Raw genomic sequence first — 20,508 nt, 5'->3', positions numbered from 1 at the left:
TTCGTTACGGTGTCTGTTTCGCTAAACGTTCGGTGCTAACTAACTGACTATGCAACAAGTAGATCTGGTCGGTTTTAGGGAAGCGGTTATCCTGTAACCATTGGTTTAATCCATATAATAGTTCGGTTTGAGTCATTTCACTGATAGACAACTGATTATCTAAGTAACCTAACAAGTTTAGGTCACTAGCCAGCTCTGGCAACGCGGCACTAGGTGCTAATAATGCTTTAAAGCTAGGATGCTCCATCATCTCTATGGTGTCGTAATTGCTTTTCGCTTGAATGTAAGCGGTTTGGGCTTTTTGAAAAGGTTCTTGGCACTCGGGTAACTGCTGCTCGCGGTTTTGGCAGCCATTAAATAACTGCGCATAGGCAGTGTAACGGCTAGACATGGTTTGGTAGGCTAAGCTGGTTTTCTCGCTGAGCGCTTCTTGCGGAAACAACTCATTTGCCGTAGCTAAAGCTGGCTGTAATAAGCCCAGCAATACTGTTACTAGAATAAATTTTTTCATTTTTTGTTCCGCTTACTTGAAGGTTAAGGCCATTGCTGTGCTGTTAATTTTTTTGTGTACCGGGTAACCCATGGCTTTCACCATAATGGTGATGTACGGGTCTATGTGGCGATAGAATTGCTTCCAACCCGTACACAAGTAACTTAGCCCGCGCTCACCCTCTAGGGTTTTAAGTATTCGGTTTTTCGGACACTCTCCAAAACAAGCAAATTGGTAATCACATTGACGGCATTGCTTCGGTAGGCTGGCTTCTTTGGCTTTGCCAAACTGCTGCTGTTTATCTGAAAACTGTAGCTGCTCTAAGCTGCTATCGTTAATGTTGCCTAGCTTGTATTCGGGATAAACATAGTGATCGCAAGAAAATACATCACCGTTAGATTCAATCGCTAAGCCCTTGCCACACATAGGTGCGTGGGTACATAAGGGGTTAACTCGTCCCATCCATGTTTCAATGCAAGCTTCAAAATAGGGTACGTTGATTACGCCAACGTCGGTTTGAAACCACTCGTCGAATACGGCACATAAAAAATCGCCCCACTGCTTGGCCGAAACGCACCACGCCTCCATGATTGAATCTGGGTGACTAGGGTCAGTTTCCGGCATACCTACAAACGGCGTTTCACTGGCAGACCAAAATTGAGGAGCGGTATTGCGAAAGCTTTTAGGTTCAACAATAGGAATAAACTGCATTTGCGGTGACTTAACCACATCGCGTAAGAAACGATAAATCTCTACTGGCGCATTGGCCGATACATTGTTAACACAGGTCAGGGTGGCAAAATTGACTTTATATTTGTGTAATACCTCTAGGCCTTTCATGGTTTGACGAAAGGTACCACGCCCCGCCTTATTGGTTCGATAGGTATTGTGAATAAGCTCTGGGCCGTCGATGCTTAAGCCCACTAAAAACTTATGCTTGGCTAAAAAACGCCCCCACTCTGGGGTTAATAAGGTGCCATTGGTTTGCAGGTTGTTTTCAATACTGACACCCGGTGGGCAGTATTGCTTTTGCAAACGCACCACATCACGGAAAAAGTCGACACCGAGCAAGGTGGGTTCGCCGCCCTGCCAATGAAATACAATTTCTGGAAAATTATGTTGTTCAATGTAACTGCGAATATAGGTTTCTAACATCTCAGCATCCATTGCCGGACTGCACCCTTTTTCGTAGTCAAGTAACTGCTCTTTTGAGAGGTAGTAACAATACTTACAGTCGATGTTGCACTTTGGACCAATTGGCTTGGTCATTATGTTCATCCGTTGTACTGGTTTTCCCTGAAAAAGTTGAGCTGTTGAACTTGTCATCACGCGTTACCATCATTAATTCTTAAATAAAAAACGCTACCCCCAAATAGATTAGAGGTAACGTCCTTGTTCTCAATTTAGTCGCTAAGTACTATTTGTATTGAGCTCGTTGCCAAATATTCATTTTTTCAACAATCTTATCGATGCTAAATGAACCTGGAACTTGTCGCGGCGGGAACTCATTAAAAGTTTGTAGCCACTCACCGGTAACCGCTGCGCCCATGTATAAATAAGGTACATGGTCAAACATCCATGATTCATAGAAACCAGAACCAGTTTGAGCTGCTTCATATGGGTCTTGGCGAAGGTTGAAAATATAAGGAACTCGTAGCTCCTTCATCGGACACTGCCATACTTCTAGGCCTGTACATTCTTGAACACTGTAAAGGATTTTCCAGTCACCTACTCGAACGCCAGAAATATCACCACCATCAGTTACGTAGAAGAACGACTTACGCGGCCAATCGCTGTTGTCGTCAGCGGTGGTACTTTTTGCTTCTTTTAGCTTAGGTAGTAGGTTGTAGCCGTCTAGGTGAACTTTGTAGTCTTTCCCATCAAGCTTGGTGCCTTTTTTAAGATCGGCAGCAATATTTTCTTCGCCTACTGCCGCCATAAAGGTTGGCATCCAGTCATTATGTGCGCCGATTTCGTTAACCACCTGACCAGCTGGAATCTGTCCTGGCCAGCGAATCATTGCAGGTACACGGAAACCGCCTTCCCAAGTACTGTTTTTCTCGCCGCGGTAACGCGCTGTTGCGCCATCAGGCCATGAGAATTTTTCTGCGCCGTTATCGGTGGTGTAAGACACAATGGTATTGTCAGCAATTTCTAGCTCGTCAAGCTTATCAAGCAGTTGGCCAACCATATTATCGTGTTCAACTAAACCGTCACCGTACAAACCGCCACGCTTAGATAAACCTTTAGACTCTTCTTTTAAGTGAGTCCAAACGTGCATACGGGTTGAGTTAAACCAAACAAAGAATGGTTTTTTATCTTGGTGTGCTTTGTCGATAAACTGCAAAGTTGCCGCTAAAAACTCTTCGTCTACGGTTTCCATACGCTTACGCGTTAGTGAACCAGTATCCTCAATTCGGCCATCAGCGTATGAGTGAATCACCCCACGAGGGCCAAATTTTTTCTTGAACCAAGCTTCTTTCGGGTAATCTTCGTGCTCAGGCTCTTCTTCAGCATTCAAATGGTAAAGGTTACCAAAGAACTCATCAAAGCCGTGGGCAGTAGGCAATTGCTCATCAAGGTCACCAAGGTGGTTTTTACCAAACTGACCGGTAACGTAGCCTTTATCTTTAAGCATAGTAGCTAGCGTTGGGTCTTCAGGGCGCATGCCTTCTTTAGCGCCCGGTAAACCTACTTTGGTTAAACCTGTGCGCATTGGGTGCTGGCCAGTAATAAACGCTGAGCGACCTGCAGTACAAGAGTTTTCACCGTAAAAGTCGGTGAACAATACGCCTTCATTGGCGATACGATCGATGTTTGGCGTCCAGTGCCCTGCTTGACCGCGCGTATATGCGCTAAGGTTGTCTATCCCAATATCATCGCCCCAAATGGCGAGAATGTTTGGTCGAGATGTATCGGTAGTGGCGAAACTCGCAGTAGCCGTAGAGGCTAACGCAAGCCCTACCGCCATTTGAATTAAGCTTCTTTTTTTAGTTATCAGCATGGAATTGCCTTTACAGTCATCAAAACAACAAGGAAACGCTACTCTAGTAAGCTGGCTGTAAGCTGTAATCAGTAGAACTACGTAAAAAAAAACAGTATTCACCGCCAATGTTGTTTAGATCATGTTTTTTGCGGGCTATCGCCAGTAATGGAGAAACCTTGCAGACACTAAATTGCATGCCCAGCCCTGCTTAGTTAGAATCGCCGCGAGCCCTTCCACTAAGCAGATAGAATGACTAAGCAGAGTTTTGACGCCCAGTTTGAGCAATTATTGCTTACGCACACCTCGCGTTTAATCGAGTTGCCCAACCAGCAATTTGAAAAGATGTTGGAGAAATCTGCTGTAGAAGCACTAGAGCTGTTTAACTTAGATAGGCTAAGTTTGTATCCTGCTAGTCGGCCACAGGTAAACCTCAAGCAATACATTACTATGACCCGTGCTGCTGGCATTCCTAACTTTCAGCTATCGTTTTATGAAGATGATGCTGAGAGCTATTTTGACTCGTTACGTAAACTGAAAAGCGTTACTACCTTTTCTGCGGATGATTTTGCTAAAACCAACAATGCCGTACTTAAACGCTTGGATAAAGAAGGGGTTCGTTGGCACGCAATGATCCCATTAGAAATTCATGGAAAGCTGTGGGGAGGTTTATCCGTAAGTAGTTACGATGAAAAAATACAAGCACCTGATCATGAACAGCTGTTACGCTTGAAACTACTATGTCAGTTATGGGTATGTTCATGGCGCTACGCGATTTTGTCGCGTAACCTCAGCAAAGAGTCTAACGAGATAAACTACGTAATAGATCCCCTCGCAGCCTTAAGTAAACGGCAACTGCAGGTACTTAGTCATCTAGCTGCTGGCCGCACGGCTAAGCAATGCGCAGAGCTGCTTAACCTTAGTCACCGCACTGTTGAAACCCATAAGTATCGCATCATGGAAGCGATAGGCGTTAAAACCAATACTGAGCTGGTCAAGTTTGCAGCTCAGCATGATTTAATTGCCGACTAAGGCCTTCATCCAAGTTTAAAAACCTACCGCAACACCTAACCAGACGCTGGTATCAGTCTCTATTGGTGAACCGCCATTACCGTTGTAGTGCACTGCCTTTATGTAAGGTGAAATGTTAGAGCCTGCTACGTTTTGCGCATAAAAGCCGAGCTCATGTTCATTCCAGCGATGCCTGTCGTCCACAATCCCTTGCATCGCAAATACATCATCTCGCGTGACATTATGGTGGGTGTAGTCATAAGCCATAGTAATGCTATGCGTTAAATCTACCGCTATACCAGCCTTAGCTTGTAAGTCGGTATAATCGGTTGATTCGCCAAAGCTCGTCTCATCACCATACACGACAGTGCTGCCTTTACCTTGCTCCCAAGCACCACCTAGGTAGAAGCTGAAATGCTCACCGAGTTGTTGGTTAAACAAAGCGGTAGCCATAAAATAGTTATCGCTGCTATGTTCAAATTCTTGCGGCGCGTCAAAACGGCCATATTCTGCGGCAAACCACATATGGCGGGTATCATCAATATCTACCGTGCCGCTCACTTCTAATGCTGCCCAACCATCATCATCCATCATTAATTGCAGTCGCGCCTGTTCCGATAGCGCGATGCTCACACCACCTTCCCAAACACCACTGTCGTTATACTGAAGATAGGCACCAAAATCGGGGTTATATTGATTCTCGATATCGGCGGCATTAACAGTCAATGAGGTAGCGCCTAAAACAGTTAAGGCGATTACGGATTTATTCAAAATGATTCTCTTCTTTATTTTTATAATGTCACTAGGTGACGGTATGCTAGCTCTAATCAAAGCTAAGCTATTTGGTAAATAGTCCTACCCATCGATAACCGTTTGGGCATACCGAACTACTAAATGTTAATGGAGTGTTTCGCCCATCCATCGATACGCAATAACTCCCTGTCGCAGAACCTCGAATACTGTCAAAAGAAAAAGCATTCGCACTATTAAGCTGAACAACACTGACAAACAGGGCGATTGCTATTCTTTTATAAACACGTTTAGTCATTGTTTAATCCACAAAAAAATTGCCCAAACTCCGGGCATTAATATAAGGACAAGTTTTACCCGCCCTTTTCAACGCGAAAGCCAAGCAAGGCTCTACAACGGGCAATAGAATACCTAGAGAGGAGCAGTGGATTAAGGCGGCTGAGTGACAAGGGTTGTTTCACTAAATGAAACAATTAAAGAAATGTAAAAAGCCGGCCATAGACTGAGATATCGCTATGGCGGCTAATACGTATTAACGCTTCTATTTGGGCTGGATAGCTAAAAAGCCTGCAATGTGCTGATTTACTTGCTCACTGTATTCATATTGCAAAGCATGACCCGCTCCCTGCACCAACACTAGTTCACAATGACTGCCTAAGGCTTCTTTTACTTTGCCAGCCTGTGAAACTGGTAGCTGCTTATCGGCCGTCCCCCATAGTAATAAACATGGGATATTTTTGTCTGCTAAGGCGTAATAGCTCGCCATCATAGGCTCTTGCATTAAGTCGCGCAGGGTAGCCAATAAAGCGCGCCGATAGCCAAAGTAACGTAACGGTGGCTCAAACTGCTGCGCCCAATCCAAGGCGTTTTCAGGATTCGATAAATCCTCTAGCTGCTTTTTAGCCAAGTTCGGTACAAAAAAGCTGTAGGCAATATACTCGCCTATTATTGGCGTCGGCATCGGTGAGATATGAGGAGGGGTATTCAGTGGCGCGAGCAAAATCAAGCCTGCAACCCGATGTGGGTATTGCTCTGCAAAACTCACACAAATTGCCCCACCCATAGAGAGACCTGCCAAATATACCGGCTCTTGAATCTCTTGGTCGTCTAGCAACTCTAAGATTTGATCAACAAACAATTGGCGACTGTAGCTGGTATTAGGCCTTGCGGAGTATCCTCGACCATACAAATCAAGACTAATCACTTGGTAACCTTGCTGAACAAGGCTATTCACGTTGCGCTCCCACACATATGAGAATGCGGCAAAGCCGTGCACCAATATCACCGTAGGAGCGGTTTTCTGCCCTACTCGATGAAAATGCACTACACCGAGGCTTAATTGAACATGCTGACCAGGGAGATCCTCCGGCTCCAATTCGTCAAGTTCAAAGACTTCTTGGTTACGGTAGAAAGGTAAGGCAAGGGCTGCCAGTAGCAGTAAAAACAACAAAAACTCTATCAGATATAGCATCGTCATTCCTCCACTTAAGGGGTAGAACTACTATACAATAAAGCCAGTTAAAAAGGAGTTAATGTTGCTGAAATTATGACCAAGTTAACCTCATTTCAACACTAACTCTTTATCCACACCTAATTGGTGTTATTTGTGTGATCTTAGGCGAGTATCGCGCTTACCACGGTACCTCAATACCCATTTTTTCAATTAAGCGAGCCACTTCTTTCCACGCAGATTTCTTTTGCGTCATATCAAGCTCTTCGCCAATTAAAAAGTCACGGTCGCCAGGTGCATTACCGTGGCCTAACAAGGCTGCAATAGACATCCATACATAGGCTTGTTCTGGATCTTCATCCATATTTTCGCCTTCAAAGTAGCGTAAGCCTAATAGATAAGCCGCATCTTTTTGTTTGTTTAAAGCTGCTTGGTTATACCAGTATTCAGCCTGACCAAAATCTTGCTCTGTGCCTAAGCCGTCCCAGTAATGCTCAGCCAATAGAAACTGCGCTTCACCATCTTGTTGCTTAGCCGCAGCGGTTAGCCACTTAACCGCTTCCTCAGCTTGTACTCCTTGGCTGCTCAAGCCTTCACGGTACAACACCGCAAGTTGAGTCATTGCTGCAGGGTTACCCGCAGTAGCAGAAGTTAAATAATGAGCCAAAGCGGTATCGTAGCTTTGTTCTACGCCTTCGCCCTTATGAAACTGTTGAGCTAATTCGAATTCTGCTTGAGCGCACTCTTGCGAACATTCTACGGCTGGTACTTGTTGGTTTGAACTATCACTAGCATTATCTGAACTGCTACAACCGACAATAAACGCCGCTGCAATACAGCTTGCTAGGCAATACATTGTTTTTTTCATTTTTTATCCTTTGTTGACCGTTGCCTAATGACCAAATAAGACAACGCGGCAAAGCTAACACACTAATCCCTTTAGAAAATAGTGAATAAATACTTATTTGCGATGAATCAACTAGGAGAGAAAAAATAAAGAAACAGGTGTTAAGATCACAAAGTTGCTGCTAATCGGCTTTAGCAGCAACCTTAAAGTGAATAAAACGTCTATTTTACGCAGTTATCAAAAAAGGTAACGGTGGCTGGCCAATCGGAAAATACCCCCACTAACTCCAGCTCTTTCTTTAGTACATTAAGTACTTCAAGTTCTGGGTAGTCGGTGTAACGACGTTCAATGGTCCACGTAATTAAGTCTAAACCTTCGGCCTTAAGCTCTTTAGCGTAATCGGTCGCTACAACCACTCCGGCTTGCTGCTCAACCAAAGACGTGTAAATTGGCGCAACAATCTTGATACCTTTTGCGGCAATCTCAGCGGGGCTTGGTACACCGTCGAGTAAGTAAATAAGGTAAACCGCTTGTTCACCAAATTCTGGGTTGTTAGCAATCCAAAACTCCACATCTTCAATAGAAAAAGACTGAACGTATACTTGGCTTGGCTCAATGCCTGCTTCAATGTATTCGTCGATCATTTTCTGAGCGAACTCTTGCTGAGTAATGCCAGCTGCTGCTAAGTCTTGGGCGCTAGGCGTTTTCAGTTCTGGGGTCATTTTCACACCCAGCTCCTTAAACAAGGCAATGCTCTCTTTGTGAGATAACAAGGTGCCAGTATCGGCATATAAATCGCTACGAAAACTCGGTGTGGCATCCATATATTCTTCAACAGTTGTCGCTTGTTTGTTGGCGGCATCCATTTTACCTTGTAAGGATTTATACTCTGCGAGGGTGAAATCTGAAGTACGACATTCCGCAGTGGCATCTACCCCATTTACCGCATCAGCAGGTATAAATGGAATAGAACATTTAGCCGCTAGCTCAGGCACTGCCAATACATCGGTAGTCGTGTGTAAATCAGCATGCGAATGACGACAAACCAACTCAGCATCTTTGGTAAAGGCAACGTCACATTCTAATACGCCAGCGCCCATACGGGCTGCGGCAACATAGCTTTCACGCGTATGCTCAGGAAACATTAATGGCGCACCACGGTGACCGATTGAAAAGTCACTCACTGCGTAGCTGTTCATATTGTCTACACAAGCTTTTAGGGTGTCTTTTAACTCTCCCTCAGCAAGCTGATCCACCAAAAAGGCTGGGCGAGGACCAAGCTGTACCTTTGAAATAGCCCCAGACTTAGCAACTTGTACCGGATTGTCATCGTCATTACAGGCGCTAAGAAGAACAAGTGGGCAGAGAAGCATGCCTAAGTGAGTGAGTTTCATTGGCTAATATCCTTATTTTTAGTTTATTGAGTTGGTTTACTAGCCACCCAGTTAAGTGGGGATTGATTGCAAAATGATGAACAATTGATGTTGAATTTATGTCGCTGAATTTAGTAACAAAAGACTAAATAAAAAGGCCAGCTTATTAAGCTGGCCTTGTTAGTACCTTAAGGGCTTTTAGCGATAATCAGGAATCGAGCGATTCCAAGTGACTAAGCCTTTCGCATTTGCCTTACTTTGCCAATAGCTGGCTAATCGAGGGTTTACCTCGGTGCCTAAACCTACCCGGTAATAATAGGCCAAGGTGTTAGCAGCAGGTTTTGAACCTTGTTCCGCAGCTAAGCTAAATAGCTCAAAGGCCTTTTGATAGCTCTGCTCTACTCCACGCCCGTAATGATACATTCTGGCCAACGCCCACATGCCCTCGCTATTGCCGTTTTGCATGGCTTGCTCAAACATCTTTTGCGCTTTCCTAAACTCTCGCTCGCCATACACGCCATGGTAATAAAGCAAACCTAATTCGCGGCTAGCGCTAGGGTGCAAACTGTCGCTGGCAACTTTGTAATAGTCAGCGGCTTTTTCAAGATCGGCTGGTTGATAAACACCTCGAGCGATTACTTTACCAACCCAATAAGCAGATTCAGCTCGACCGTCATCGGCTAATTGCTTGTGCATTAAATAACAGCGTTGTTCTTGATTAGGTTTAGCACACCACTTTTTAAGTTGTTGGCTAGTCAGATCTGTTTCTGCAGTGGCGTTAAATACGGTGCCGACTAGCAATATGGAGCAAGCTACACACCAAATGATTAGTCTATTCATGATGTTTATCCTTCAGCAATAAAGTGCATGTGGGTTAAGGCGGAAACCGCGTTAACGCGATCTACCTCGCACTTTTAGTGCCAAATATAAAAACCATATATTTCAGTCATATGACAAAACTAAAATAATATAAAGATCCAAAATAGAGCGTTAATCACTAATTTAACGCACCAAAATAGCAATTATTATAAAGCACAGTATAAGAACAAGCTCATTCAAGCTACTCGAACTGACTTACGCCATTGCAGTGGCGTTTGCTTAAACCACTTCTTAAAACTGCGAATAAAAATAGCCGGTTCTTGATAACCCAATTGCAGAGAAATATCACTAATGGCCAATTCGCTATCAACCAACAAATCTACTGCCATGGTTTTTCTAGCATCTTCAAGTAACCTTGAGTAACGCGTCCCTTTTGACTTTAAACGCTTCTGTAACACTCTCACCTGCACGCCAAATAGCTGCGCAACCTGCTCTATACTGGTTCTGCCGTCGTAGATCAATGGGGGTAATATTTGATAGATGAGATCGTCAATATTTTCTATTTTACTCAAGGCTTCAGAGCTTTCTTTACCCAGCTCGTTGCCAGGAAACACTTGCGCTCCAGTAACATGTTCCCAGCGCTTATCAAACATCAATGCATTTTTAGGCTGATTAGTTTTTACTGGGCAACTTAGTAAGGCTGAAAGCTCTTGCACGTGAGAGAAGGAATGATCTAGCCAAACCTCTCGTGGTGTCCATTCCTCACCGAATAAGGTTTTTAAGGTTCTAAATAAATTACATAGCTGAGCACGGTGCATCGAGTCACAGTTAAGCTTATCGGCAAAACGTAAACGAAATACTGTTCGTAAAGAATCTTTACTGCTTTCTAACGCTAAGTCAGTGCCACTAGATTGCGCATTAAGAAAGGCCTTTAACATATGGATCATCGCATCGAGATTGGGCATTTGCTGAACCGCTATGGCCAACACGCCTTGTTTGCGTAACGGCATGTTCAAACCACAAATCGCGCTCACCAAAGGATTGTCGGCATACTGATCGACTACATTAAACAAACGAGCAACGTTAAGTTGGCTAATCAAACCACTATCGCGGCGTAATAACGTGGGCGAGATATCTGCAGCTGCGAGTAAGCGGTATTTATCAAAGCCTTGCTGTTCCAGCAGTTCGACTATTGATTGAAAGGCTGATACTTGAAATAGATATTCTTTCACTTTGCGCTCCATCCTTGAACTCAACCATTCAAGTATCTCGCTTATTCGTAAAAAGTCAATTTCATATCTTAAAGCGATTAAAATAGCTGCAAGTTGAAAGGCCGAGTTGTATTTCAGATTGTTCATTTAGCTGTCCATACACAGCATATATTTAGGATCAATAATGACTAGAACACTTAAAACTATTTTCGCCATTACCTTGCTTAACCTATGCGTCAGCATGCCAGCATTGAGTAAAAGTGCTGCTGAAGAACGCGCTGAGTCAGACCAAATGGTTCAAGAAAGTTTGGCCGACTTTAAAAAAGAAAATGGCGAATTGGCCGGCAAAATTAACGGTGCGGTGGGGTATGCGGTATTTAGTAATGCAGGCATCAACTTGTTTGTTATTTCCGCTGGCGGCGGCCATGGGGTGGCTATAGATAACATCAGTGGTAAACGTACTTACATGAACATGGGCGAAGCGGGTGTAGGATTTGGTGCAGGGGTTAAAGACTTTAGAGCGCTAATGGTATTTAAAACCCGAGAATCCTACGACAAGTTTGTAGAATCAGGGTGGTTATTTGGTGCACAAGCAGATGCTTCTGCTAAAGCGGGTGACAAAGGTGGCTCTGCAGAAAGCGAAGGCGCGGTAGGCGATGTAGAAATCTACCAAATGACTGAAGCAGGTTTATCGTTAGAAGCTACCGTTAAAGGCACTAAGTTCTGGAAAGATAAAGATTTAAACTGAAATAACTAGGTAAGCTAGCTTTAGCCAACAACTAAAGCTAGTTTTGCTAATAAACATTTCTCACTCTCTATTTCCTATTTATCGGACACCTACCATGAAGCTATCAGCATTAAGCAAAACCCTGAGTGCAACCATTATCACTATTTCTAGCACTGCTGCCTTCGCGCAACCGGTGAGCTCTTTAGACGGTTTCTTCTCTGAGCAAGGCGAACAAGTTACTCCGGCCAGTTACCCTACTGATGAAACCTCTCATCAAATGCTTAAAAACCAAGATTTGGCAGGCGTGAATACTTTTTTGCACAAGCGCCAGCTCACCCCTACCGATAACCAGCCAGTAGTACGTATGAACCGCGATACCTACTATTCAATGGCAGTTGTTGATGTCTCTAAAGGTGCTAGCATCATCATTCCTAAGATGCCGGAAGGAAAATATGTATCGGTACAACCGGTCACTGAGGATCACCGGATTCAGCCAATGTATTACGGCGCTGGCACCTATGAGTTAAGCACTCACAGCGGTGACCACCTTTATCTGGTTGTGCGTTTAGACGCGACCTTAAGTGAAGAACAAGCGGCGAAGATTCAAGATCACATGCAGCTTAAGGCCAACAGCGCTAAGGCTTTTAGTGCAGAGCCAGTTAATCAACAGTCTTTCAAAAAAGTAGAAGATGAACTCAAAGCGCAAATGCTCGCTATTTCTGAGCGTGATGGTAAAAACGCCCTTACAGGCATGTTTACCGCACCAAACGACGATTCCAACAAACTGTATACCCAAGAGAAATACCAAGTAGGTGCAGCGGTTGGATGGGGCGGCGCACAACAAGCAGACAACATTTATGAACTGTCGGGCAATTATCCTGCTGATACCTGTCATCAAGCCACCTTTAAAGACCCCAAAAACCACGCGTTTTGGTCTATTACGGTGTACAACAAAGCGGGTTTTATGTTTAACGACTTAGCCAACCTAAGTTCAAATAACGCTAAGCCAAATAGCGATGGTACGTATACCATTGGCTTTGGTTGTGGCGAAGACGCCATTAACAACATTAAGACCGCCAACGACACCGGGGTGTTTAACCTAGGCGTACGACATTATCAGCCTAGCGACATGATTAAAGTAGATGGTTATCGCATTGTGCCACGAGTAAAAAGTGTTAATTAGGTCTAGCTAACAAGACCAAAACAACCATAAAAAAGCCGCTTAATAGCGGCTTTTTATTTACATTTAGTCGCATAATTTGGGCGTTTAAATACCCGTACTCATGGTGTACTCAAGCAAGCCTGTATGTTGATCTATCTGTTCACCCACTACACTAAAGCCCTGCGATAAATAAAACTGGTAACTCGCAACATTTTGCTTATAAACCGCCAAGGTTAAAATGCTGCGCTGTTGTTTAGCATGAGCAATAAGTTGCTTACCTATTCCCTGCCCTTGGCAAGTTGGCTCCACAAATATTGCAGCAATATGTTTCTCACTCAAGGCGTAAAAGCCAAGCACCTTGCCCGCTTGCTCGTACACATAGGTTTCGGCATTAGGTAAATAAAGGTCTCGCATATTGTCTAGTTGGTCTCGCCAAAAGCTGGCTTTTACAAAGTCATGTGCTTTTATTGAAGCGTCTAACCAAATATCCAATACCTGCTGAGTATCTTGATGTTGGAAAGGTCTAATCATTTTGTTGAGTCTTTGTGCGTTCTAATCAATAGATAATACCGCATTTCGGCACTTTTGGCGTTTTCATATCAATGATATTTTGATGAATGTTCTGTGAGCAAAAAAGTCTTAAAACCTTAATGATGATAAGGCTTTGTGTGCGTATTTTGATGAGATAGAATAAGTACTTGTTACCTCTTAAGTGTTAAGCAGCAATGAAACTACTTGCAGATAAAACCGGTGAGCAATTCCTTACTATTCTCGAAGAAGATGGCGATAAGCTTGTTGTACAGTTTATTTCTAACGAGGGTCTTAAAAAAGGTCAGCCATTCAAAGACTCACTACGTAGCCTGTTGTTAGTGGGCTGGACACACCGAAGCACTTCCACCGCTATTGGTTTATATCGCTTTAAGCAAGGTTATCTAGAAGATGCTCATGTGAGCTTTGCACTGCATCAGCTTTACCCTCTTGGTCGAAAAGTAAAGCTACCTTCGGGAGAAATAGCCCAAATAGCCAGCTATGCCAATACCCATAGCGACGGCTATTACATGTACTTAAGAAACACCAGTAATCAACAATTAAGCCGTTTAAAAATAACTCCAGATTGGCAATTGCTGCCTTCTACAAAGTTATTTGCTTTGCCGTATTTCCCTAAGCCTAAAACTCAACAAGAGCTTGATGTTATTAGCGATTACGACAAATGGGCTTGTGGATTTTAAGGCTGCTATTTAGCCTTAATTATTGAAATTCTTCACCATGGTTTTCTAAAGTACGTAGTTGACATTTTTCACATTCAACATAACGGTCAACAAGGTCTAAGGACGCGCCCACTGTGCTAGCAGTGCCGCCAAAAAAGCCTTCTAAAAAGGCTTTAAATTGCTCCATTTTACTGTTGCCATATTTAGAAGGCTTTTGTTTAACGATTTCTTTGTGTTCGGTTACTTTCTCACACTGTTGGCAAAATTGTCTGGTCACGCTTCAACTCCATGTTAACTGCTGATAAAACCTTAAGCTCTTAAATACACGGAAAAATTTCTTCATATCATCACCGACTAACAGATTGTGTTAGCAAGCTTTAGAGAGAAATATTCTGTATTTACTCCAAAGCATTATCTAGAAAACATCAGCAAACTCAAATTTAATTGATAAAAACATCACAAGAGAAGATGACACAGATTAAAGAAACGACCAATAGAGTATTTAAACCCGCACTTAGTGCCCTTCATTCTCCATTTTCTCTACAAAATCATCGAGTTCCTTTCCTGGGGAATGACTAAATACACGTTCTAGATGGGTGAGTTCGGTGATTCTATCAATGCGGAAATTGCGAAAAGCGTCGCGTAATTCACACCATGCTAATAGCGTCCAAGTACCGCGCCAAAAATAGATAGCTAAGGGGCGTATGATGCGTTTGCTATCATCGGCCTTGGCATCTTTATAGCTAATCTCTAAGTATTCACGTTGCTGAGCAGCAATACGCAAGGGATCGAGGTATTTAAATTCATCTCTATCAATATAGAAATCGGGGGCAAACATGAGTGATTGGTAAGCCTGTAAGCGCTGTGGTAACACCGCTTCCACTTTTATCATGGCCTGCTTGGCCGCCGAGGAAAGTTCTTTACCCGCCCAGGTTTGCACCATTCGCATGCCAATTTGAATGGCTTCTAGCTCGTGTTCGTTAAACATGAGCGGTGGCACATTCACCTCTTGGCGTAATAAATAACCTACACCCGCTTCGCCTTCAATAGGAATGCCACTTAAGCAGAGGTCTTGTATATCTCGGTAGATGGTTCGGGTGGAAACTTCAAGGCGCTCGGCTAAATCTTGGGCGGTGGTTAAACGCCGCATTCGAAGGATTTGTACTATTTGAAATAGCCTGTCTGCCCGTCTCATAGTTTTTCCATTTTGCTTGAAGAGCAAACACTAGCCCAGACCTGCAGGCTGAGCTAGCTAAATTTGCTGCGCATCATTCAATCTTTACTAATTTGAGTCTATTCAACCTTTGACCATAAACCTACTTTGTTACCTTCGCTGTCTACAAACAAAGCAATGTAACCATGCTCACCTTCATTAATCGCAGTAAGAGGTAGCAAGATTTGCACACCAGCGTCAGTAATTTTGTTTACTAGCGGGCTAAGTTTTTCACTTAAGTGCAAGTACAAAGTACTGCCATCTAAACTTGGCTTCATCATTTCATGTTTGCATAGGCCAATGCTGGCGGCTTCTGGATCTTCGGTCTCTAGAATGGCCATCTCCATATCGCCCATATTCTCACGGCGAAAGGTTAAGTCGAAGTGCTCAGCGTAAAAGGCTAAGGCGCGGTCCATATCGGCGACGGCGATCTCGCCCCATACTAACGGTGCTACTGCTAACATAATTAACTCCTTGCTGTTACCTACTTAGCCCCCATGGCCAGCAGGTGTTAACACTATAAACACCCCCTACTGACAGCTTACTGTCAGTAGGGTTGCAGCAGTCTGATTTTATTTCCCTTACCCAAATCTTGTTCTAGCGCTAAGAGTTGGCAACTAGTGGGTAATGCATAGTGCCAAGCTATTGAATATAAGCGGCTTATTTGCAAAAATCCTGGCGACAGATTTATCACTATTAACACAAGGAAATGTGAGTGGCTAAGTATGAGCTAGTAAGTTTAGGCGCGCAAAATGGCAATAATCGTGATAATTACGTGGTGGCTAAGCTATGTAAGGCCTTAGACATTACACCAGCAGCAGCGCAAAAATACCTGCTAGAAGGCAATGTGCTTAAAGAGAACCTGTCTTTAAGTTTGGCCAAAAGCTTAGCCGAAGTTTTTAGCGAGCATGGCTTACAGGTAGAGCTTAGAGAAATGGCCATCAGTGATGCGGAGTTAGCTAAAGCCAAAAGCCATACCGAGACGACTAAGCAAAATACCACTCCCAAACTAAAAGCCGATTTTATAAAACTATTAAGCGGCGAATTCCCGCGCTCTAGCGTAAGCCGTGAATACCGTATTGGTATGGTTTGCACCCTACTCATCAGTATGATTGCGCCGGTTATTTACTTAGCCATGTTGCTGGGCTTAATTAGCTTCTCAGTGTTTTACTTCTCTGTACTGGTCAGCAACATTGGTGATTTTTCTAATGGCATAGCGATTCAAGCTTTACTGGTGGTGCCCTACTTTATCGTTGCCGTACTGATCTTATTTTTACTTAAACCTTTGTTTGCCACTTACCAACAACCCAAGCGTTACCGCCTTCAAGCAAAAAGAGCCCCCGCCCTTTTTAACTTGGTATATGTAATGTGTGACAAACTTTCAGTGCCTCGCCCTAGCGAGATTTGCTTAGACACCGAGGTAAATGCTTCGGCTGGCGGATTAGACGGGCTAATGAGCTTACGTAATGGCGAACTACGCTTAACCATTGGTTTACCTTTATTGACCGGTATGAATATGCGCCAGCTTAGTGGTATTTTAGCCCACGAATTTGGCCATTTTGCTCAGGCGCAAGCAATGCAAACGCGCTACATTGTGCAAACCACTAACAACTGGTTTTACAGCCGCGCATACCACGCTGATGAGTGGGATTTACGCCTAGAAAAATGGGCTGCGCAAGAGCACATGCCCTTGGTTATGCATATAGGGATTATCGCCGCTAAGTTCTCGATTCGCCTTACTCGCTTTATATTTAGTGGCCTCTTTAAACTAAACTTTCGCTTAACCCAGTATATGTCTCGCGCTATGGAGTTTGACGCCGACAGCTACGAGAGCCGCTTTGTTGGCAGCGATCAATTTGAGAATACCGCCATTGAGTTACGCAAACTCGCGCTAGCCGCCCAAAAAGTATCTGATACCAATAAATTAGCGTGGAATGACAACAAGCTACTCGCCAATATACCGTTGGCGATTGCCAATTTAGCGGCACAAACCAGCAAAACGCAGTTGAGTAAAATTGAGCAACAAATTCAACGTGGCGAAAGCTCTCCTTGGGATAGCCACCCTGCGGATATAGACCGCATAACATTTGTTACAGAGCGTAACGACAAAGGGATATTTAAGAGCGAATTACCGGCATCGCTGTTAATTACTGATATAGAAACCTTGTGTGAATCGGTTAGTGCTTTTTCTTACACCAGCCAGGGCATAAAACAACCCAGTAATTACATGGTAAGTAATGATACGCTAATTGAAAATGAGCAACAAAAACAGCAAAGCGGCGAATACCTAAAACTGTTTTTTGGCGATATGTATAGCGGACGCTTTTTCAATCTTTCTACCCTGGTAGAAAGTAAACCTCAGGGTTTAGCCGATTGTATCGAGCAAATAAATACTCGCTATGCCCACGTTGCGACTCAAGAACAAAACTACTTTAAACAGCTAGACACCTTGCGAGAAAGTTCACTGCTCAAGATTTACTACGAAGCTAATCTACCCGTAGAGCCTAAAGACTTTGATTTACCGGCCAATAACCGGGTAGATGTCGCGAACCTTATCACCGAATCAAAAGCCGCAATAAAGCAACACCAAAATGAGTTTAAGCACTTTGATAAGCTGCTTTATCATCGCATCTTTTTAAGTCGCGCTTTAATGTCTGCGCAGCAAAGTGCCAGATTAGATAGCCTGCTCAGCGCGTTGCAAGGCATGGCCAAGTTAGATCCGATTATTAATAACCTCGAGTGTTTTCACTTTATACTCGACACCCTAGTTAATTTGGACGACCAGTGGCAGGACAAGATTCATTCGCGCTTATTAGGCCAGGCTAACTTATGTGCCTTGGAATCAAACCGTTTAGCTATTGAAGCCAAAAATGTCAGTTTGCCGGACCCTAAATACCCCAACCTTGCAGAGTTTATTGAGGGTTGGAGTGGTGGCGTGCTTGAGTTTTCTCCTACAACGCCTCCATCGCAATATATGTATATTTGTGAGCAAAGCTATAAAGCCGCTAGGTACAAACATTATTGGCTATGTGCCGAACTCAGTCAGCTATGCATGGAAGTACAACCTACGCATGAGCACTCTCCTTTTAAGCCATCAAAAGAGGCACAGCTTGAATGTGTGTAGTATCTGGATAGGGAAAACAATCGCTGTAGGTAGATAAACGCCCCAGCGAATTTAAACTGAAAACGAACAATTTTGTACAAAACCTTCAGCTTGATCTACGTTATGATGAACGTTCAATCAGGCCAGCAAGGAGGTAAGCCAATGGCAGCAGAACAAGCACGTTATCAGCTTGCCGAAGAGCTGGGTGGCATAGAAATTCTTAATGCCCGCTACGAGAAACAAAACTTTTCTCGCCATAGCCACGAAGGCTACACCATAGGTGTGATTCAATCTGGTGCTCAACAATTCTACCGTACTGGCGGCAACCATATTGCGCCACAAGATAGCATTATTTTGGTGAATGCCGATGAAGTTCATACTGGTTGCTCAGCCTCTGAAGGCGGATGGTCCTATCAAGCTATGTATCCTACGCCCGAACAATTTGAACAACTCAGCCAAGAGTTAGGTATTAAGTCTCAAGGTGCGCCTTATTTCTCACAAGCCGTGGTAGAAGATGCGCTGGTAGCTAATTCGTTACGCAATACCATTGCGACTCTTGAACACTCCAGCAATCGCTTATTACGCGAGAGCATGGTCTATTCTAGCTTGAGTTTATTGTTGTCTAGGCACAGCAAAACTCGCCCGCTATCGGTGCTAAAGAAAGTGGCTGACAGCAAGCTAAGCATAGTGAAGCAGTTTTTAGATGAACAACCCGAAGCAGACGTATCCTTAAGTGAACTGGCAAACCTGGTTAACTTAAGCCCTTGTTATTTAGTTAAACAGTTCTTAAAGCAATATGGCATTCCGCCCCATGCCTACCAAATTCAGGCTAGGCTGCGTTTAGCTAAGTCCTTTTTACGCCAAGGTAACAAACAACTCGATGTAGCACTAGATTGCGGTTTTCATGACCAAAGCCACTTTAGCCGCCACTTTAAACGCGCATTAGGCATTACGCCTGGTCGTTACGCTAAAGAATTTCAGGCTTAGGCCTTTCCAACCAGCCGCTTTTTCAAGGAACAATGTGAATAGTACAGAAACCATTCTTCATCTCAATTGGCCAAGCAAGTGTAAAGCTTTTGCCAAAGGCGCATTAGCCGTTTTACCCTTAACCATAGCGGTCATTCCCTGGGGTATTTTGGCAGGCTCTTATGCGGTAGAAGCAGGCTTAAGCCCGCTGCAAAGCCAAGCAATGTCGGCCATTTTATTTGCGGGCTCTGCCCAACTGGTCGCTACCGGCATGTTTAAGCTGGGTGCTGGATTAATGAGTATGTTGCTCACCACGATGCTTATCACTTCCCGGCATTTTTTGTACAGCATGGCCATGCGCCCTCAAATTAGTCCACTTCCCTTAAAATGGCGTTTGTTATTGGGGTATTTACTTACCGATGAACTGTTTGCCATTGCCAATAAAAACAAAGGACAACGCTTTGATCCGTGGTATGCACTGGGGGGCGGTTTAAGCTTTTATTTGGGGTGGAACATAGCTTCGGCGGTGGGCATTATTGCTGGCGCTAACATTGAAGGCCTAGATAGCTGGGGCTTAGATTTTGCCATTGCCGCTACCTTTATTGCCATTGTGGTGCCTAACATCAAGCAGCCATCTGGCTTATTGTGTGTATTAATTGCCTTGGTGAGTTCAGTCTTCTGCGAGTTATTGGCGATTCCGGGTGGTTTGCTCATCTCGGCGATCTTAGCCATGGGTTTGGCCACCATGTATGCAAAATGGCGAGGAGAAGAACAATGATTTGGTTAAGTATTTTTGCCATGGCCGCCATTGTATTTGCTAGTCGTTATTTGTTCCTAGAGCCCAAAATACCGCTGCGCTTAAGCAAAACGGCGCTGCAATTCTTAAGTTATTCTGCGCCAGCGGTGCTTACCTCTATATTTGCTCCTATTGTATTTATTCGTGAAGAAGAGCTAAGTATTGGCCTAGATAACCCTTACCTACTGTGCGCGATACTCGCGACTATTTTAGCGGTAAGCACCCGCAATGCTTTAATCACCACAGTAATCAGTATGGCAGTGTTTTTTGTTATAAACTAAAAATAAAATAGCTATATATATTGTGAAAGTTAAATTATCGCTCAGAAACCAGCCGATTAATTCTATAATCTGCTATAATCCTCTCCCACCAATGCACATGTAAGTGATGTGTTAGCGC

At 43.8% G+C, this 20,508-nt stretch carries 21 protein-coding genes; 8 read left to right on the top strand and 13 right to left on the bottom strand.

All coding sequences use genetic code 11. From position 1 onward, the window contains the following. Nucleotides 1-4: 4 nt before the first annotated feature. The 3 genes from FFR00_RS07265 to FFR00_RS07255 form a co-directional block, all read right to left on the bottom strand. On the bottom strand, nucleotides 5-511 hold the full coding sequence (locus FFR00_RS07265) for a hypothetical protein (RefSeq protein ID WP_137672728.1): 507 nt from the start codon (nucleotides 509-511) through the stop codon (nucleotides 5-7). Nucleotides 512-523: 12 nt separating this feature from the next. Beyond that, the gene (locus tag FFR00_RS07260) at nucleotides 524-1,759 is read right to left on the bottom strand and encodes an anaerobic sulfatase maturase (protein ID WP_235836174.1); all 1,236 of its coding nucleotides are present in this window, start codon (nucleotides 1,757-1,759) and stop codon (nucleotides 524-526) included. A gap of 148 nt (nucleotides 1,760-1,907) precedes the next feature. Next, the gene (locus FFR00_RS07255; protein WP_373681405.1) at nucleotides 1,908-3,494 is read right to left on the bottom strand and encodes an arylsulfatase; all 1,587 of its coding nucleotides are present in this window, start codon (nucleotides 3,492-3,494) and stop codon (nucleotides 1,908-1,910) included. 231 nt (nucleotides 3,495-3,725) lie between these two features. Between FFR00_RS07255 and FFR00_RS07250 the strand changes: the two genes are divergently transcribed. After that, a complete protein-coding gene (locus tag FFR00_RS07250; protein ID WP_137672726.1) occupies nucleotides 3,726-4,505 on the top strand; it encodes a response regulator transcription factor in 780 nt (259 codons plus the stop codon). A 15-nt stretch (nucleotides 4,506-4,520) separates the two neighbouring features. Here the strand turns inward: FFR00_RS07250 and FFR00_RS07245 are convergent, their stop codons facing one another. The 6 genes from FFR00_RS07245 to FFR00_RS07220 form a co-directional block, all read right to left on the bottom strand. Then, nucleotides 4,521-5,255, bottom strand: coding sequence for a hypothetical protein (locus FFR00_RS07245; RefSeq protein ID WP_137672725.1), 735 nt, complete (start codon nucleotides 5,253-5,255; stop codon nucleotides 4,521-4,523). Nucleotides 5,256-5,775: 520 nt separating this feature from the next. After that, nucleotides 5,776-6,705 carry an alpha/beta fold hydrolase gene (locus tag FFR00_RS07240; protein WP_161985119.1) on the bottom strand — a complete coding sequence of 310 codons (930 nt, stop codon included), beginning with the start codon at nucleotides 6,703-6,705 and terminating at the stop codon, nucleotides 5,776-5,778. A gap of 160 nt (nucleotides 6,706-6,865) precedes the next feature. Next, entirely contained in the window at nucleotides 6,866-7,552 is a 687-nt protein-coding gene (locus tag FFR00_RS07235; RefSeq protein WP_137672723.1) for a tetratricopeptide repeat protein, read from the bottom strand. Nucleotides 7,553-7,752: 200 nt separating this feature from the next. Continuing rightward, nucleotides 7,753-8,925 carry a glycerophosphodiester phosphodiesterase family protein gene (locus tag FFR00_RS07230; protein WP_137672722.1) on the bottom strand — a complete coding sequence of 391 codons (1,173 nt, stop codon included), beginning with the start codon at nucleotides 8,923-8,925 and terminating at the stop codon, nucleotides 7,753-7,755. A 177-nt stretch (nucleotides 8,926-9,102) separates the two neighbouring features. After that, on the bottom strand, nucleotides 9,103-9,744 hold the full coding sequence (locus FFR00_RS07225; RefSeq protein WP_137672721.1) for a tetratricopeptide repeat protein: 642 nt from the start codon (nucleotides 9,742-9,744) through the stop codon (nucleotides 9,103-9,105). A gap of 215 nt (nucleotides 9,745-9,959) precedes the next feature. Further along, nucleotides 9,960-10,955 carry an AraC family transcriptional regulator gene (locus FFR00_RS07220; RefSeq protein ID WP_161985118.1) on the bottom strand — a complete coding sequence of 332 codons (996 nt, stop codon included), beginning with the start codon at nucleotides 10,953-10,955 and terminating at the stop codon, nucleotides 9,960-9,962. 163 nt (nucleotides 10,956-11,118) lie between these two features. On the opposite strand from FFR00_RS07220, the gene FFR00_RS07215 reads away from it, so the two are divergent. Then, nucleotides 11,119-11,682: a YSC84-related protein gene (locus FFR00_RS07215; RefSeq protein ID WP_137672719.1), complete on the top strand. Its 564-nt coding sequence runs from the start codon at nucleotides 11,119-11,121 to the stop codon at nucleotides 11,680-11,682. A gap of 94 nt (nucleotides 11,683-11,776) precedes the next feature. Continuing rightward, on the top strand, nucleotides 11,777-12,844 hold the full coding sequence (locus tag FFR00_RS07210; RefSeq protein ID WP_137672718.1) for a DUF1254 domain-containing protein: 1,068 nt from the start codon (nucleotides 11,777-11,779) through the stop codon (nucleotides 12,842-12,844). Nucleotides 12,845-12,928: 84 nt separating this feature from the next. On the opposite strand, the gene FFR00_RS07205 is transcribed toward FFR00_RS07210, so the two are convergent. Further along, nucleotides 12,929-13,354, bottom strand: a complete 426-nt coding sequence (locus FFR00_RS07205) for an N-acetyltransferase (protein WP_137672717.1) — start codon at nucleotides 13,352-13,354, stop codon at nucleotides 12,929-12,931. 194 nt (nucleotides 13,355-13,548) lie between these two features. On the opposite strand from FFR00_RS07205, the gene FFR00_RS07200 reads away from it, so the two are divergent. Continuing rightward, nucleotides 13,549-14,052: a hypothetical protein gene (locus FFR00_RS07200; protein WP_137672716.1), complete on the top strand. Its 504-nt coding sequence runs from the start codon at nucleotides 13,549-13,551 to the stop codon at nucleotides 14,050-14,052. Nucleotides 14,053-14,071: 19 nt separating this feature from the next. Here the strand turns inward: FFR00_RS07200 and FFR00_RS07195 are convergent, their stop codons facing one another. The 3 genes from FFR00_RS07195 to FFR00_RS07185 form a co-directional block, all read right to left on the bottom strand. Beyond that, nucleotides 14,072-14,308 carry a hypothetical protein gene (locus tag FFR00_RS07195; RefSeq protein ID WP_137672715.1) on the bottom strand — a complete coding sequence of 79 codons (237 nt, stop codon included), beginning with the start codon at nucleotides 14,306-14,308 and terminating at the stop codon, nucleotides 14,072-14,074. A 237-nt stretch (nucleotides 14,309-14,545) separates the two neighbouring features. After that, entirely contained in the window at nucleotides 14,546-15,226 is a 681-nt protein-coding gene (locus FFR00_RS07190) for a YafY family protein (protein WP_137672714.1), read from the bottom strand. Nucleotides 15,227-15,324: 98 nt separating this feature from the next. Then, nucleotides 15,325-15,708 (bottom strand): VOC family protein, encoded by a 384-nt coding sequence (locus FFR00_RS07185; RefSeq protein ID WP_137672713.1) that lies wholly within the window; start codon nucleotides 15,706-15,708, stop codon nucleotides 15,325-15,327. 251 nt (nucleotides 15,709-15,959) lie between these two features. Between FFR00_RS07185 and FFR00_RS07180 the strand changes: the two genes are divergently transcribed. The 4 genes from FFR00_RS07180 (at nucleotide 15,960) to FFR00_RS07165 (ending at nucleotide 20,390) form a co-directional block, all read left to right on the top strand. Continuing rightward, on the top strand, nucleotides 15,960-18,368 hold the full coding sequence (locus tag FFR00_RS07180) for a M48 family metalloprotease (protein WP_137672712.1): 2,409 nt from the start codon (nucleotides 15,960-15,962) through the stop codon (nucleotides 18,366-18,368). Between the two features lie 141 nt (nucleotides 18,369-18,509). Beyond that, nucleotides 18,510-19,334 (top strand): AraC family transcriptional regulator, encoded by an 825-nt coding sequence (locus FFR00_RS07175; RefSeq protein WP_137672711.1) that lies wholly within the window; start codon nucleotides 18,510-18,512, stop codon nucleotides 19,332-19,334. A 34-nt stretch (nucleotides 19,335-19,368) separates the two neighbouring features. After that, the gene (locus tag FFR00_RS07170; RefSeq protein WP_137672710.1) at nucleotides 19,369-20,091 is read left to right on the top strand and encodes an AzlC family ABC transporter permease; all 723 of its coding nucleotides are present in this window, start codon (nucleotides 19,369-19,371) and stop codon (nucleotides 20,089-20,091) included. Further along, nucleotides 20,088-20,390, top strand: coding sequence for an AzlD domain-containing protein (locus FFR00_RS07165; RefSeq protein WP_137672709.1), 303 nt, complete (start codon nucleotides 20,088-20,090; stop codon nucleotides 20,388-20,390). Before FFR00_RS07170 ends, FFR00_RS07165 begins: the two co-directional genes overlap by 4 nt. Nucleotides 20,391-20,508: the final 118 nt, after the last annotated feature.

It is taken from the genome of Agarivorans sp. Toyoura001, from assembly GCF_005405585.1.
In the GTDB taxonomy this organism is placed as follows: Bacteria; Pseudomonadota; Gammaproteobacteria; order Enterobacterales; family Celerinatantimonadaceae; genus Agarivorans.
The sequence above is the reverse complement of the archived record's forward strand: the minus strand, read 5'-3'. Positions and strand labels throughout refer to the sequence as shown.

Coding starts and splice junctions, on each gene's coding strand:
- FFR00_RS07265 (WP_137672728.1), bottom strand. CDS start 511: ATGAAAAAATTTATTCTAGTAACAGTATTGCTGGGCTTATTACAGCCA.
- FFR00_RS07225 (WP_137672721.1), bottom strand. CDS start 9,744: ATGAATAGACTAATCATTTGGTGTGTAGCTTGCTCCATATTGCTAGTC.
- FFR00_RS07235 (WP_137672723.1), bottom strand. CDS start 7,552: ATGAAAAAAACAATGTATTGCCTAGCAAGCTGTATTGCAGCGGCGTTT.
- FFR00_RS07200 (WP_137672716.1), top strand. CDS start 13,549: ATGAAACTACTTGCAGATAAAACCGGTGAGCAATTCCTTACTATTCTC.
- FFR00_RS07205 (WP_137672717.1), bottom strand. CDS start 13,354: ATGATTAGACCTTTCCAACATCAAGATACTCAGCAGGTATTGGATATT.
- FFR00_RS07250 (WP_137672726.1), top strand. CDS start 3,726: ATGACTAAGCAGAGTTTTGACGCCCAGTTTGAGCAATTATTGCTTACG.
- FFR00_RS07165 (WP_137672709.1), top strand. CDS start 20,088: ATGATTTGGTTAAGTATTTTTGCCATGGCCGCCATTGTATTTGCTAGT.
- FFR00_RS07175 (WP_137672711.1), top strand. CDS start 18,510: ATGGCAGCAGAACAAGCACGTTATCAGCTTGCCGAAGAGCTGGGTGGC.
- FFR00_RS07215 (WP_137672719.1), top strand. CDS start 11,119: ATGACTAGAACACTTAAAACTATTTTCGCCATTACCTTGCTTAACCTA.
- FFR00_RS07260 (WP_235836174.1), bottom strand. CDS start 1,759: ATGACCAAGCCAATTGGTCCAAAGTGCAACATCGACTGTAAGTATTGT.
- FFR00_RS07185 (WP_137672713.1), bottom strand. CDS start 15,708: ATGTTAGCAGTAGCACCGTTAGTATGGGGCGAGATCGCCGTCGCCGAT.
- FFR00_RS07255 (WP_373681405.1), bottom strand. CDS start 3,494: ATGCTGATAACTAAAAAAAGAAGCTTAATTCAAATGGCGGTAGGGCTT.
- FFR00_RS07210 (WP_137672718.1), top strand. CDS start 11,777: ATGAAGCTATCAGCATTAAGCAAAACCCTGAGTGCAACCATTATCACT.
- FFR00_RS07230 (WP_137672722.1), bottom strand. CDS start 8,925: ATGAAACTCACTCACTTAGGCATGCTTCTCTGCCCACTTGTTCTTCTT.
- FFR00_RS07240 (WP_161985119.1), bottom strand. CDS start 6,705: ATGCTATATCTGATAGAGTTTTTGTTGTTTTTACTGCTACTGGCAGCC.
- FFR00_RS07190 (WP_137672714.1), bottom strand. CDS start 15,226: ATGAGACGGGCAGACAGGCTATTTCAAATAGTACAAATCCTTCGAATG.